The organism is Pseudomonas plecoglossicida NBRC 103162 = DSM 15088 (genome assembly GCF_000730665.1).
Classification (GTDB): domain Bacteria; phylum Pseudomonadota; class Gammaproteobacteria; order Pseudomonadales; family Pseudomonadaceae; genus Aquipseudomonas; species Aquipseudomonas plecoglossicida.
On the sequence record NZ_BBIV01000026.1, the window covers coordinates 1 to 13,488 of the forward strand.

General features: G+C 63.8%; 12 protein-coding genes. 10 read left to right on the top strand and 2 right to left on the bottom strand.

Annotated features, from left to right (window positions below; genetic code table 11):
- Positions 1-169: 169 nt before the first annotated feature.
- The 5 genes from PPL01S_RS15935 to PPL01S_RS15955 all read left to right on the top strand — a co-directional run bounded on the left by PPL01S_RS15935 (position 170) and on the right by PPL01S_RS15955 (position 3,736).
- Positions 170-709, top strand: coding sequence for a TetR/AcrR family transcriptional regulator (locus tag PPL01S_RS15935; protein WP_028626035.1), 540 nt, complete (start codon positions 170-172; stop codon positions 707-709).
- 23 nt (positions 710-732) lie between these two features.
- A complete protein-coding gene (locus PPL01S_RS15940) occupies positions 733-1,566 on the top strand; it encodes an alpha/beta fold hydrolase (protein WP_016391067.1) in 834 nt (277 codons plus the stop codon).
- Positions 1,567-1,609: 43 nt separating this feature from the next.
- Positions 1,610-2,044 carry an acyl-CoA thioesterase gene (locus tag PPL01S_RS15945; protein WP_016392969.1) on the top strand — a complete coding sequence of 145 codons (435 nt, stop codon included), beginning with the start codon at positions 1,610-1,612 and terminating at the stop codon, positions 2,042-2,044.
- Positions 2,045-2,095: 51 nt separating this feature from the next.
- Positions 2,096-3,067, top strand: a complete 972-nt coding sequence (locus PPL01S_RS15950; protein ID WP_016392970.1) for a tRNA dihydrouridine synthase — start codon at positions 2,096-2,098, stop codon at positions 3,065-3,067.
- Between the two features lie 225 nt (positions 3,068-3,292).
- Positions 3,293-3,736, top strand: coding sequence for an Hsp20 family protein (locus PPL01S_RS15955; protein ID WP_016392971.1), 444 nt, complete (start codon positions 3,293-3,295; stop codon positions 3,734-3,736).
- A 72-nt stretch (positions 3,737-3,808) separates the two neighbouring features.
- Here the strand turns inward: PPL01S_RS15955 and PPL01S_RS15960 are convergent, their stop codons facing one another.
- Both PPL01S_RS15960 and PPL01S_RS15965 read right to left on the bottom strand, forming a co-directional pair.
- On the bottom strand, positions 3,809-7,105 hold the full coding sequence (locus PPL01S_RS15960; protein WP_016392972.1) for a bifunctional diguanylate cyclase/phosphodiesterase: 3,297 nt from the start codon (positions 7,103-7,105) through the stop codon (positions 3,809-3,811).
- A gap of 60 nt (positions 7,106-7,165) precedes the next feature.
- Entirely contained in the window at positions 7,166-8,044 is an 879-nt protein-coding gene (locus tag PPL01S_RS15965) for a LysR family transcriptional regulator (protein ID WP_016392973.1), read from the bottom strand.
- A gap of 130 nt (positions 8,045-8,174) precedes the next feature.
- Between PPL01S_RS15965 and leuC the strand changes: the two genes are divergently transcribed.
- From leuC to asd, 5 genes are all read left to right on the top strand, one after another.
- The gene (gene leuC, locus PPL01S_RS15970) at positions 8,175-9,608 is read left to right on the top strand and encodes a 3-isopropylmalate dehydratase large subunit (protein WP_016392974.1); all 1,434 of its coding nucleotides are present in this window, start codon (positions 8,175-8,177) and stop codon (positions 9,606-9,608) included.
- Positions 9,605-10,249: a 3-isopropylmalate dehydratase small subunit gene (leuD, locus tag PPL01S_RS15975; protein ID WP_016392975.1), complete on the top strand. Its 645-nt coding sequence runs from the start codon at positions 9,605-9,607 to the stop codon at positions 10,247-10,249. Before leuC ends, leuD begins: the two co-directional genes overlap by 4 nt.
- Before the next feature lie 66 nt (positions 10,250-10,315).
- Positions 10,316-11,080 carry a class I SAM-dependent methyltransferase gene (locus tag PPL01S_RS15980; RefSeq protein ID WP_028626036.1) on the top strand — a complete coding sequence of 255 codons (765 nt, stop codon included), beginning with the start codon at positions 10,316-10,318 and terminating at the stop codon, positions 11,078-11,080.
- Positions 11,081-11,134: 54 nt separating this feature from the next.
- Positions 11,135-12,217, top strand: a complete 1,083-nt coding sequence (leuB, locus tag PPL01S_RS15985) for a 3-isopropylmalate dehydrogenase (RefSeq protein ID WP_016392977.1) — start codon at positions 11,135-11,137, stop codon at positions 12,215-12,217.
- Between the two features lie 63 nt (positions 12,218-12,280).
- Complete coding sequence (gene asd, locus PPL01S_RS15990; RefSeq protein ID WP_016392978.1) at positions 12,281-13,393, top strand: aspartate-semialdehyde dehydrogenase; 1,113 nt, start codon at positions 12,281-12,283, stop codon at positions 13,391-13,393.
- Positions 13,394-13,488: the final 95 nt, after the last annotated feature.

A 13,488-nucleotide genomic window follows, 5' to 3' on the forward strand; every position in this document is an offset into this window, starting at 1 on the left:
TTTTTACCCGCGTTTTGCGGGACTTTAAAGGCTCATTCGCTTATTGAATGGGCCTTTTGTTTTTTCTCCCTCCCGAAAATTCATCGACAAGCGGTCGATGTTTCCCGCTTGCAAAATTTTATTACCAGCATAATATTTCGATCATCATATTTTCTCGGAAGAGCTCGTCATGAGCGACAAGAAGACCCGTACCCGTGAACGTATTCTCGAGGCGGCACGCAGTGCATTGATCCAGCACGGGCCTGCCGAGCCCAGCGTCAGCCAGGTGATGGGCGCGGCCGGTCTGACCGTGGGGGGCTTCTATGCCCACTTCGAAAGCAAGGACGAACTCATGCTCGAGGCGTTCCGCCAATTGCTCTGCGAGCGCAGGGCCCTGTTGGCGCAGGTCGACCCCAGCCTGGATGGCGCCGGCCGCCGAGCGCTGGCAAGCGCGTTCTACCTGTCGCGCAAGCATCGCGACGCCGAAGTGCACGCCTGCCCGTTGCCCAATGCGCTGGGCGAGATGCAGCGCCTGCCGGAGGCCTTCCGCGAAGTGCTGGCCGAGCACATCGAGTTGATGACGGCGGCCATGATCGATCGCCCCGAGGACGCCGACAAGGCCCTGGCTGACCTTGCGCTGATGATCGGCGGCCTGGCGCTGGCCCGTGCCCTGGGCGCGGGCGAATTGTCCGACCGTATCTTGCGTGCCGCCAAATCGGCGGTTATCTGAACCTGTGACCTTGGAGCAAGGCGATGACTACCTTGAACTGGATTCGCGGCGTCAATGGCACGCTTGGACACCTGGCCCCCGAGCATGTCGCCGGCAAGATGCGCAGAGCCTTCATGACGCCGCGCAACCTGCCTCCCCGGCAGTGGGAGCTACCGCTGCTGGCGAGTGCCGAGCGCATCACCTTGCGCTTCGGTTTGTCTGCGTTGCGCTGGGGCAAGGGCCCCGCCGTCTTGTTGATGCATGGCTGGGAAGGGCGCCCGACCCAGTTTGCTGCCTTGATCGACACGTTGGTGCAGGCAGGGCACACGGTGGTCTCGCTGGAAGGGCCGGGTCATGGTCGGTCCCCAGGTGAGCAGGCCAACGTGGTGCTGTTTGCCCGGGCGCTGCTGGAGGCGGCAGCCGAGTTGCCGCCGTTGCGTGCGGTGATCGGCCATTCCATGGGCGGTGCCAGTGTCATGCTGGCCCTGCAGATGGGGCTGCGCGCGGAGGCTGCAGTCAGTATCGCTGCACCGGCGCAGATGCTTGGCGTGTTGCGTGGCTTCGCCAAGCGCCTGGGCATGCCTGCACGGGCCAGGGCAGCGTTCATTCGCCAGGTCGAACGGGATGTCGGGATGCAGATCGCCCGCCTCGATGTCGGTGGCTACCAGCTGGAGATTCCGGGTTTGGTGGTGCATGCCGCAGACGATGAGTTGGTGCCCGCCAGCGAGGCGCAATTGATCCACAAGGCCTGGTTCGACAGCCGCTTGTTGCTGCTCGAGGGGGGAGGTCACCAGCGCGTGCTGGCTGACCCGCATTTGAGCCAGGCGGTGCTGGAACTGTTGGCCCGTGCTGGCACCCCGGCCCGGCAAAGCGCCTGAACTTCCATTACACTCTGCCCCTTCACTGACAGTGGGAGCGGGCATGAGCTGGGACCTGGCAACGCCATTCATCATCGACCTGCGGGTTGGCAGCGAGGACATCGATGGCCTCGGCCACGCCAACAACGCGGTCTACGTCACCTGGCTCGAGCGCTGCGCCTGGCGTCATTCCCAGCGTCTGGGCCTGGACCTGGCGGAGTACCGGCGGCTGGACCGGGCCATGGCAGTGGTGCGGCATGAGATCGACTACCTTGCCGCGGCCTACGAGGATGACGAACTGCAGCTGGCAACCTGGATCGTCGACTGGGACCTGCGTCTGCGCATGACCCGGCGCTTCCAGCTCAAGCGCCCGCGCGATGGCGTGACCCTGCTGCGCGCGCAGACCACCTTTGCCTGCATCGAACTGTCCACCGGCAAACCCAGGCGCATGCCGGCCGAGTTTCTCGACGGTTACGGCCCGGCGCTGATCGGTGCCTGAACCGGCAGCGTTTTTTGCTAGACTGCCGGCTTTTCTCGCCGAGACCCCGAAATGCAAATTGCCCTGGCCCCCATGGAGGGGCTGGTCGACAACATCCTGCGCGACGTCCTGACCCGAGTGGGCAGCATCGATTGGTGCGTCACCGAGTTCATCCGCGTGTGCGACCGCCTGCTGCCAGCCTCTTCGTTCGACAAGCTCGCCCCTGAGCTGCGCCAGGGCGCGCGGACCGCTGCGGGTGTGCCGATGCGCGTGCAGCTGTTGGGTTCGGACCCGGTGTGCCTGGCCGAGAATGCGGCGCTGGCGTGCGAGCTCGGAGCGCCGGTGATCGACCTGAACTTCGGCTGCCCGGCCAAGACCGTGAACAAGTCCCGTGGCGGCGCGGTGTTGCTCAAGGAGCCGGAGCTGCTGCATGCCATCGTGCGTGAAGTGCGTCGTGCCGTGCCGGCGCACATTCCGGTCACTTCGAAGATGCGCCTGGGCTTCGACAGCCCGGATGGGGCGCTGGAGTGCGCCACGGCGCTGGCAGAAGGCGGCTCGGCGCACCTGGTGGTGCATGCCCGCACCAAGGTCGAGGGCTACAAGCCGCCCGCGCACTGGGAGTGGGTGGCGCGGGTGCAGGATGTGGTCAAGGTGCCGGTGTTCGCCAATGGCGAGATCTGGACCGTCGACGATTGGCGGCGTTGTCGTGAGGTCAGCGGGGCCGAGGACATCATGCTCGGCCGCGGGTTGGTATCGCGACCGGACCTGGCCTTGCAGATTGCAGCGGCGCGAGACGGCCGCGATTACCAGCCGATGACCTGGGAGGCATTGCTGCCCCTGCTGCGCGAGTTCTGGCGCCAGGCCCAGGCCAAGCTCTCGCCGCGTTACGCGCCGGGGCGGATGAAACAGTGGCTGGCGATGCTGACCAGAAGCTATCCCGAAGCGGTGCTGCTGTTTGCCGAGTTGCGCAGGGAAGATGATTGCGCGCGGATCAGCCGGTTGCTTGGGGTTCAGGTGCAGGCGTTCGAGGAATGTGTGGCCTGAACTGGCCCTATCGCCGGCAAGCCGGCTCCCACAATGGCCCCACAGGCCCTGCGCCTTACCTGGGGAGCTGGCTTGCCAGCGATAGGGCCATCGATCCCATTGCAAAAGTCAAATTTTTTCCTTCCCCCTCTTGAAACCTGTTCGCCCGGCCATATCTCTTGAGTACGCGATGCCGAAGTCGGGTCGCGTAATGACTTACTTGCTGAATTTCAGGAGTTTATGACCATGACCAGCGCTTTCTCTCTCGCTCCACTGTTCCGCCATTCCGTTGGCTTCGACCGTTTCAACGACCTGTTCGAATCCGCGGCACGTAACGAGGCGGGTAGCAGCTACCCTCCCTACAACGTGGAAAAACATGGCGATGACCACTATCGCATCGTGGTTGCCGCAGCCGGTTTCCAGGAGCAGGATCTCGACCTGCAGGTTGAAAAAGGTGTCCTGACCGTCATCGGTGGCAAGCGCGAAAACGGCGCCGCGGAAGTGACCTATCTGCACCAGGGCATTGCCCAGCGCGCCTTCAAGCTGTCGTTCCGCCTGGCTGACCATATCGAGGTCAAGTCCGCAGGCCTGGCCAACGGCCTGCTCAGCATCGACCTGCTGCGCATCGTGCCGGAAGAAGCCAAGGCCAAGCGCATCCCGATCAATGGCGACAAGCCAGCGCTGAACTGAGTTCGGCGTGAAATAGAAAAGGGCACCTTCGGGTGCCCTTTTTCGTTGTGCCGCAATTGAATGCGTGCAACGTCAGTAATCCGCCGGTGCCTCCAGCAGCATCTGCCTGAACTCCGGCAGCGGCAGCGGCCGGCTGTGCAGGTAGCCCTGGTACAGGTGGCAGCCCAGCTGTTCGAGAAACGCCAGCTGCTCGGTCAGTTCCACCCCTTCGGCGATCACTGCAAGGTCGAGGCTGCGCGCCATGGCCACGATGGCGCGGACGATCTCGGCATCGTTGGGGTCTTCAGGGGCATCGCGCACGAAGGTCTGGTCGATCTTCAAGGCGTCCACCGGCAAGCGCTTGAGGTAGGTCAGCGAGGAATAGCCCGTGCCGAAATCGTCCATGGCAAAGCTCACCCCGTAACGCTTGAGTTCGCGCATCTTGCTGATGGTGTCTTCCAGGTTCTGGATCACGATGCCTTCGGTGATCTCCAGCTTGAGCATGTGCCGCGGCAGGCGGTAATCGTCCAGGCTGCGCAGTACCCGCTCGACGAAGTCGTTCTGGCGGAACTGCCGCGGGCTGATGTTCACGCACAGGCTGAAATCGTCGGCATCGACCAGCCCGTCCTCCAGCATGCGGGCGCAAGCATCGCAGGCTTCGTCGAGTATCCAGCTGCCAACTTCGAGGATCAGGCCGCTTTCTTCCAGCACTTGAATGAACTGCGCAGGCGGTTGCTGGCCCAACTGCGGGTGGTGCCAGCGCAGCAGCACTTCGGCACCGACGATACGGTTGTCGCGGGCGTCGACCTGGGGCTGGAAGTGCAGGGCCAGTTCACCGCGGGCCAGCGCCAGGCGCAGGTCGCTTTCCATGCGCAGGCGCTCGCTGGCGGCCTTTTGCATGGTGGTGTGAAACAGCTGGGTGGTGTTGCGCCCCGAATCCTTGGCCCGGTAGAGGGCGATGTCGGCGCGCTTGAGCAGGTCGGCCGGGGTGGTGCCATGGTCGGGAATCAGCGCCACGCCAATGCTCGGCGTTACCTGCAGGCGCTGGCCGTCCAGCGACATGGGTTCGGCCAGCAGCTCGCGCAGGGTGTCGGCCAGTTCGCGGACCTTGGTCTCAACCGCCTCGCGGCTGCCTTCCAGGCCGCTGAGCAGCACCACGAACTCGTCGCCACCGAGCCGCGCCACGGTGTCTTCCAGGCGCACGCTGGCTTCCAGGCGTGCGGTGATGATCTTCAGTACCGTGTCGCCGACGGGGTGCCCGAGCGAGTCGTTGATGTGCTTGAAGTGGTCGAGGTCGAGGAACAGCAAGGCACCGCGCAGGTTGTGGCGTCGCAGCAGGGCGATCTGCTGGCTCAGGCGATCCATCAGCAGGGCGCGGTTGGGCAGGTTGGTCAGCGGGTCGTGGTAGGCCAGGTGGCGGATCTGCGCCTGGGCGTTCTTCAGCTGGCTGACATCGCGGGCAGTGAGCAGCAGGCATTCGACTTCGTTGAGGCTGATCGGCTCCACCGACACTTCCACGGTGAGGATGTCGCCGCGCTTGTTGCGCCCGAGCATTTCCCGGTGGTGCACCCGGCCGCGGTCCTTGAGTTCGGCGAGCAGGGCGTTGCGCTGCTTGTCGTCGGCCCAGATGCCCAGGTCGAAGACGCTTCGGCCCACCACTTCGGCACTGCTGTAGCCGGTCAGGCGGCAGAACCCGTCGTTGACTTCCAGGTAGCGGCCGCTGTGGCGTTCGTTGATGGTGATGGCGTCGGGGCTGGAATGAAAGGCCTTGGCGAATTTCTCCTCGCTGGACTTCAGCGCAGCTTCCGCCCGCTGCTGCTGGGTGATGTCGCGCAGGGTGGTGACGCTGCAGGGCTGGTTGTCGACGCTGATCAGCCGGCTGCCGATCACACAGGTCAACGGCGAGCCGTTGCGATGGTTGACCACCACGGCCACATTGCTCAGTGCCTGCTCGCGGATGACCTGCTCGATGCGCCTGGCGCGCTCGATCGACTCGGCCCACAGGCCGACCTCCTCGGCGGTGCGGCCAATCACCTGGGCGACGCTCCAGCCGAAGGTCTGGGTAAAGGCCGGGTTGATCTCGATGAACTGGCCGGTGTCCTGGCGGGTCACGAAGATCGGGTCGAGGCTGACCTGGAACAGGCTGGCGAACTTCTCTTCCGACGCGGTCAGGCGCAATTCGCGTTCCACCTGTTCGGTGATGTCGAGCAGGGTGCCAGCCATGCGCAGCGGGTTGCCGTGATCGTCTCGGTAGAGGCGGGCTCGGCTCTCGATGTAGCGCGAAGCGCCGTTCTCCAGCTGGACGCGGTAGGTGATCTGGTAGTTGCCGGCCGGGCCCTCGCGCAGGCTGCGATAGGCTTGGCGCATCACATCGCGTTCGTCTTCCGGCACACCTTCGAAGAAAGCGTCGAACGACTCATGGAAGGGTATCGGATCGAGCCCGTGCAATTGTGCGGCACGCGCCGAGCCGTAGAGCATGCCGCTGGGGATGTGCCAGTCCCAGGTGCCCAGCTGCGCCGAGTCCAGGGCCAGGTCCAGGCGCTCCTGGCTGTCCTTGAGCGCCTGCTCGGCGCGCTTGCGCTCGGAGGTGTCGACGAAGGTGCTGAGCAGAAAGGTCACGCCTTCCAGCTCGATACCCTGGGTGCAGAGGATGCCGTCGTGCAGCTTGCCGTTGCTGGCGCGAAACTGCACCTCCATGCTCAGCGGGCCGCCGCTGCTGCGGGTCGTTTCGAGTATCTGGTTGCGCTGCTCGGGGTGCACCCACAGCCCCAGCTCAAGGCTGGTCTTGCCGATCACCTGGCTGCCGGGCCAGCCGAACATGTCTTCGAAGTGCTGATTGACCTCGAAGATCATGCCGTCGTGGCGACGGGTCAGCAAAATCGCGTTGGGGCTCAGGTGAAACAGGGTGGCGAAGCGTTTTTCCGAGTTGATCAGCGCGGTTTCCCGCTCGCGCTGGCGGGTGATTTCGCGGATGACGCCGATCATCTGGCGTCGGCCGTGGCGGTCGTGGGTCAGGCTGCCGTTGATTTCCAACCAGTGCAGGCTGCCATCCGGCCAGCGGATGCGGTGGCGCATCGCCCGTTCCACCGGCTCGCCATTGACCACCGCCTGGAACAGCTGGCGGGTGCGGGCGCGGTCTTCTTCGGGCAGCAGGTCAAGGTAATCGATGTCGTTGGGCAAAGGCCGCTGCGGGTCGAATCCGAACAGCGCCTGGGTGCCGCGTGACCAGCTGACCCGACCGGATTCGATATCCCACAGCCAGGCGCCCAGGCGCGCGCCGTTGAGCGCGGCCAGCAACTGCGGCGCGTTCTGCCAGGCCTGTTCGGATTCCTGGGGGTCGGCCGCAGGGATACGCGGCAGGCGCGGAAAGCGGTTTGCTGATTTGGGCATTGGTACCAGACCTTTGGCGTTTGACGCGTCCTTGAGTTGGAAATGCCGAGCTACGACCGGTCAGGCGGACCCTGCGTGACTGTCGAGCAGGGCCATGAAGGCCCTGGCCGCATTCGATAGCGTTCGCTCCGTGTGCAAAATGTAGCCTAGCTGGCGCGACAGCTGTATGCCGGGCAAAGCGATGGGTGCAACCTGGTCGTCCAGCATGGTCCGGGGCAGCACGCTCCAGGCCAGGCCGATGGACACCATCATCTTGATGGTTTCCAGGTAGTTGGTGCTCATGGCGATGTTCGGCGTCAGCCCCTGGCTTTCGAACAGGCGCTGGACGATATGGTGGGTGAAGGTGTTGCCCCCGGGGAACACGGCCGGATGGCGTGCCACGTCGGCCAGGCTGACCTGCCGGTTGCTGGCCAGGGGGTGCTCGTGGGCGGCGACGAAATCCAGGGCGTCGTCCCACACCGGCACGGCCTTGACCAGGTGATGGGGCTCGGGCGCGAGGGTGATGACGGCAATTTCGGCGCGGCCATGGAGGATTTCGTCGTAGGCCGCTTCCGAATCGAGGAACTGAATATCCAACGCCACTGACGGGTACTGTCGGGTAAAAGCCCGTAATAGCGGGGGCAAACGGTGCAAACCGATGTGATGGCTGGTTGCCAGGGTCAGGCGACCCCCTACTTCCCCGGTCAAATTGGTCAATGCGCGTCGGGTATCATCGAGGACGTTGAGGATCTGATAGGCCCGCGGCAACAGGGCCCGGCCAGCTTCGGTCAGGGTCACTTCACGGCCCAGGCGATCGAACAGGCGCACATCCAGTTGCTGCTCCAGGCCGGCAATACGTTTGCTGATGGCCGGCTGGGTCAGGAACAGGCGTTCGGCGGCTCCGGAAAAGCTGCCGGTTTCGGCAATGGCGATAAAAGCGCTGAGGTTGGCCAGGTCCATGGGTCGAATTCCTGTTGGTTATCCAAAGCATAAAAATTATGAATTTGAGTTATTCAATCTATCGCCATAGGATCGTCCGTACAAGCCAAGGGGTCTTTGGCATAGAAAGACGCTGATGAGGAACAGTCTGATGGCTGGCAAAACGCTCTACGACAAACTCTGGGAAGCTCATGAGGTCAAGCGCCGTGATGACGGCTCGTCCTTGATCTACATCGACCGCCATATCATTCACGAAGTGACGTCGCCCCAGGCTTTCGAAGGCCTGCGCCTGGCCAACCGCCAGCCATGGCGCATCGACGCCAACATCGCCACCCCCGACCATAACGTGCCGACCACGCCGGAGCGCAAGGGCGGTATCGAGGCCATCGCCGACGAGGTGTCGCGCCTGCAGGTGCAGACCCTCGATGAAAACTGTGACGAATATGGCATCGTCGAATTCAAGATGAATGACGTGCGCCAGGGCATCGTCCATGTCATCAGCCCGGAGCAGGGTGCCACCTTGCCGGGCATGACCGTGGTCTGTGGCGACTCCCACACCTCCACCCATGGCGCCTTCGGTGCCTTGGCCCACGGCATTGGCACCTCCGAGGTCGAGCACGTGCTCGCTACCCAGTGCCTGGTCGCCAAGAAGATGAAGAACATGCTGGTGCGTGTCGAAGGCCAATTGCCGGCCGGCGTCACCGCCAAGGACATCGTCCTCGCCGTGATTGGCAAGATCGGCACCGCCGGTGGCAACGGCCATGCCATGGAATTCGCCGGCAGCGCCATCCGTGAGTTGTCGATGGAAGGCCGCATGACCATCTGCAACATGTCCATCGAAGCCGGTGCCCGGGTTGGCCTGGTGGCAGTCGACGACACCACCATCGCCTATGTCGAAGGCCGTCCGTATGCGCCCAAGGGCGAGCAGTGGACGCAGGCCGCCAAGGACTGGAAAGGCCTGGTATCGGATGCCGACGCGGTGTTCGACACCGTGGTCGAGCTGGATGCCGCGCAGATCAAGCCGCAGGTCAGCTGGGGCACCTCGCCCGAGATGGTCCTGGCGGTCGACCAGCGTGTGCCTGACCCGGCTGCCGAGCCAGACCTGATCAAGCGTGGTTCGATCGAGCGCGCCCTCAAGTACATGGGCCTTGCTGCCAACCAGGCGATCACCGATATCAAGCTCGACCGCGTGTTCATCGGTTCGTGCACCAACTCGCGCATCGAAGACCTGCGCGCCGCCGCCGAGATCGCCAAGGGCCGCAAGGTCGCGGCCAACGTCAAGCAGGCGTTGGTGGTGCCGGGTTCGGGCCTGGTCAAGGCCCAGGCCGAACGCGAAGGCTTGGACAAGATCTTCCTCGAAGCCGGTTTCGAATGGCGTGAGCCAGGCTGCTCGATGTGCCTGGCCATGAACCCGGACCGCCTGGAAAGTGGCGAGCACTGCGCGTCGACCTCCAACCGCAACTTCGAAGGCCGTCAGGGCGCCGGTGGGCGTACCCATCTGGTCAGCCCGGCCATGGCCGCCGCGGCCGCGGTAACCGGCCACTTCATCGATGTCCGCGAGTTGATCCAAGGGAGCGCAGCATGAAAGCCTTTACCCAGCACACTGGCCTCGTCGCGCCGTTGGACCGTGCCAACGTCGACACCGACCAGATCATTCCCAAGCAGTTTCTCAAGTCGATCAAGCGTACCGGCTTCGGCCCCAACCTGTTCGACGAGTGGCGTTACCTGGACGTGGGCCAGCCCTACCAGGACAACAGCAAGCGCCCGCTGAACCAGGAGTTCGTGCTCAACCACGCGCGCTACCAGGGTGCCAGCGTGCTGCTGGCGCGGGAGAACTTCGGCTGCGGTTCGAGCCGCGAGCACGCGCCATGGGCGCTGGACGAATACGGCTTCCGTAGCGTGATCGCGCCAAGCTTTGCCGACATCTTCTTCAACAACAGCTTCAAGAACGGCCTGCTGCCGATCATCCTCAGCGACGAGGAAGTCGACGAGCTGTTCAAGCAGGTCGAGGCCAACCCGGGCTACCAGCTGACCATCGACCTGCAGGCGCAGGCGGTGACCCGCCCGGATGGCAAGGTGCTGCACTTCGAGATCGATGCCTTCCGCAAGCACTGCCTGCTCAATGGCCTGGACGACATCGGCCTGACCTTGCAGGACAGCGATGCGATCAAGGCCTTCGAGCAGAAGCACCGCGCCGGGCAGCCTTGGCTGTTTCGTGATGCCTGAATGATGCAGTCGGGCTTGCCGGCGATAGCGGCCGTACCAGCAACCCGAAACCAAAAGGAACACCCCATGACCAGCACTACCCACACCGATGTAGTCCAGCGCCAGTTTGGCGAGCAGGCCAGTGCCTACCTCAGCAGCACCGTGCACGCCCAGGGCAGCGAGTTCGCCCTGCTGCAGGCGGAGCTTGCAGGGCAGGGCAGTGCCCGCGTGCTGGACCTGGGTTGTGGTGCCGGTCATGTCAGCTTCCACGTCGCACCGCTGGTCGCCGAAGTGGTTGCCTACGACTTGTCGCAAGCGATGCTCGACGTGGTCGCCTGTGCCGCCGCCGAACGTGGCCTGGGCAATGTCCGCACCGAGCGTGGCGCCGCCGAACGCCTGCCGTTCGCCGACGCTTCGTTCGACTTCGTGTTCAGCCGCTACTCGGCGCATCACTGGAGCGACCTTGGCCTGGCCTTGCGAGAAGTGCGCCGGGTGCTCAAGCCGGGCGGCGTGACGGCGTTCATCGATGTGATGTCGCCGGGCAGCCCGTTGCTCGACACCTACCTGCAGACCGTGGAAGTGCTGCGCGATACCAGCCACGTTCGCGATTATTCTGCCGCCCAGTGGCAGCGTCAGGTCAGCGAGGCTGGCCTGCACGTGCGCAGCCACACCCGCCAGGCGCTGCGTCTGGAGTTCACCAGCTGGGTCGAGCGCATGCGCACCCCTGAAGCCATGCGCACGGCCATCCGCCAGTTGCAGCAGGCCATGGGTGAGGAAGTGCGCCAGTATTACCGGATCGAAGACGATGGCTCGTTCAGCACCGATGTGCTGGTGTTGTGGGCCGAGCGCTGAGTATATTTCGGCGTGGCCAGCAGGGCCGCGCCGCTTGAATGGATAGAGGAAAGCATGAGCAAGCAGATTCTGATTCTCCCAGGTGATGGTATCGGCCCGGAAATCATGGCCGAAGCGGTCAAGGTGCTGGAGCTGGCCAACGACAAGTTCCAGCTCGGCTTCAGCCTCCAGCACGACGTGATCGGTGGCGCCGCCATCGACAAGCACGGCGTGCCGCTGGCCGACGAGACCCTGGAGCGTGCGCGCCAGGCCGATGCCGTTCTGCTGGGCGCAGTCGGTGGTCCGAAATGGGACAAGATCGAGCGCGACATCCGCCCGGAGCGCGGCCTGCTGAAAATCCGTTCGCAACTGGGCCTGTTCGCCAACCTGCGCCCGGCCATTCTCTACCCGCAACTGGCCGATGCCTCGTCGCTGAAGCCGGAAATCGTCTCGGGCCTGGACATCCTCATCGTCCGCGAACTGACCGGCGGCATCTACTTCGGTGCACCGCGCGGCCAGCGTGAGCTGGAAGGCGGCGAGCGCCAGGCCTACGACACCTTGCCCTACAGCGAAAGCGAAGTGCGCCGTATCGCCCGCGTCGGCTTCGACATGGCCCGTGTGCGCGGCAAGAAGCTCTGCTCGGTGGACAAGGCCAACGTGCTCGCCTCCAGCCAGCTGTGGCGTGAAGTGGTCGAGGACGTGGCCAAGGACTACCTGGACGTCGAACTGAGCCACATGTACGTCGACAACGCCGCCATGCAGCTGGTGCGCGCACCCAAGCAGTTCGATGTGATGGTGACCGACAACATGTTCGGTGACATCCTGTCGGATGAAGCTTCCATGCTGACCGGTTCCATCGGCATGCTCCCTTCGGCGTCGCTGGATGCCAACAACAAGGGCATGTACGAGCCTTGCCACGGTTCGGCTCCAGACATCGCAGGGCAGGGTATCGCCAACCCGCTGGCGACCATCCTGTCGGTGTCGATGATGCTGCGCTACAGCTTCAACCAGCAGGCCGCGGCAGAGGCCATCGAGCAGGCGGTGAGCCAGGTGCTGGACCAGGGCCTGCGCACCGGTGACATCTGGTCGCAAGGCTGCAACAAAGTTGGCACGCAGGAAATGGGCGACGCAGTAGTCGCAGCGCTGCGGAATCTGTAATCTCTCTGGCCCGCCACCGTTTTTGGTCGGTGGCGGCCCACTTTTAGCAAAGGTGTAGTTGCGATGAAACGTGTAGGTCTGATCGGTTGGCGCGGTATGGTCGGTTCCGTGCTCATGCAGCGGATGCTGGAGGAGCAGGACTTCGACCTCATCGAGCCGGTGTTCTTCACCACCTCCAATGTCGGTGGCCAGGGCCCGAACGTGGGCAAGGATATTGCGCCGCTCAAGGATGCTTATTCGATTGAAGAGCTCAAGACCCTCGACGTGATCCTGACCTGCCAGGGCGGCGACTACACCAACGAGGTCTTCCCCAAGCTGCGTGAAGCAGGTTGGCAGGGCTACTGGATCGACGCCGCGTCGTCGCTGCGCATGCAGGATGACGCCGTGATCGTGCTGGATCCGGTCAACCGCAAGGTGATCGACCAGCAGCTCGATGCCGGTACCAAGAACTACATCGGCGGCAACTGCACCGTCAGCCTGATGCTGATGGGTCTGGGCGGGCTGTTCGAAGCCGGCCTGGTCGAGTGGATGAGCGCCATGACCTACCAGGCGGCCTCCGGTGCCGGCGCGCAGAACATGCGTGAGCTGATCAAGCAGATGGGCGGCATTCACGCCGCTGTCGCCGATGACCTGGCCAACCCGGCCAGCGCCATTCTCGACATCGACCGCAAGGTGGCCGAGACCATGCGCGGTGAGGCGTTCCCGACCGAGAACTTCGGCGTGCCGCTGGCCGGCAGCCTGATTCCGTGGATCGACAAGGAGCTGCCGAACGGGCAGAGCCGCGAAGAGTGGAAGGCCCAGGCCGAGACCAACAAGATCCTCGGCCGCTTCAAGAGCCCGATCCCGGTCGATGGCATCTGCGTGCGCATCGGCGCCATGCGTTGCCACAGCCAGGCGCTGACCATCAAGCTGAACAAGGATGTGCCGCTGGCCGACATCGAAGGCATGATCAGCCAGCACAACCCTTGGGTGAAACTGGTGCCCAACCAGCGCGAGATCAGCATGCAGGAGCTGAGCCCGACCAAGGTTACCGGCACCTTGAACATTCCGGTGGGGCGTCTGCGCAAGCTGAACATGGGCTCCCAGTACCTGGGCGCGTTCACGGTTGGCGACCAGTTGCTGTGGGGCGCTGCCGAACCGCTGCGTCGCATGCTGCGGATTCTGCTGGAGCGTTGATCGCTTTGCAGTGACCAAGAAACCCGCGCTGGAGACAGCGCGGGTTTTTTTGTGCCTGTCCGTTGGAAGATTCTCAGCGCCTATCAGATCGAGCG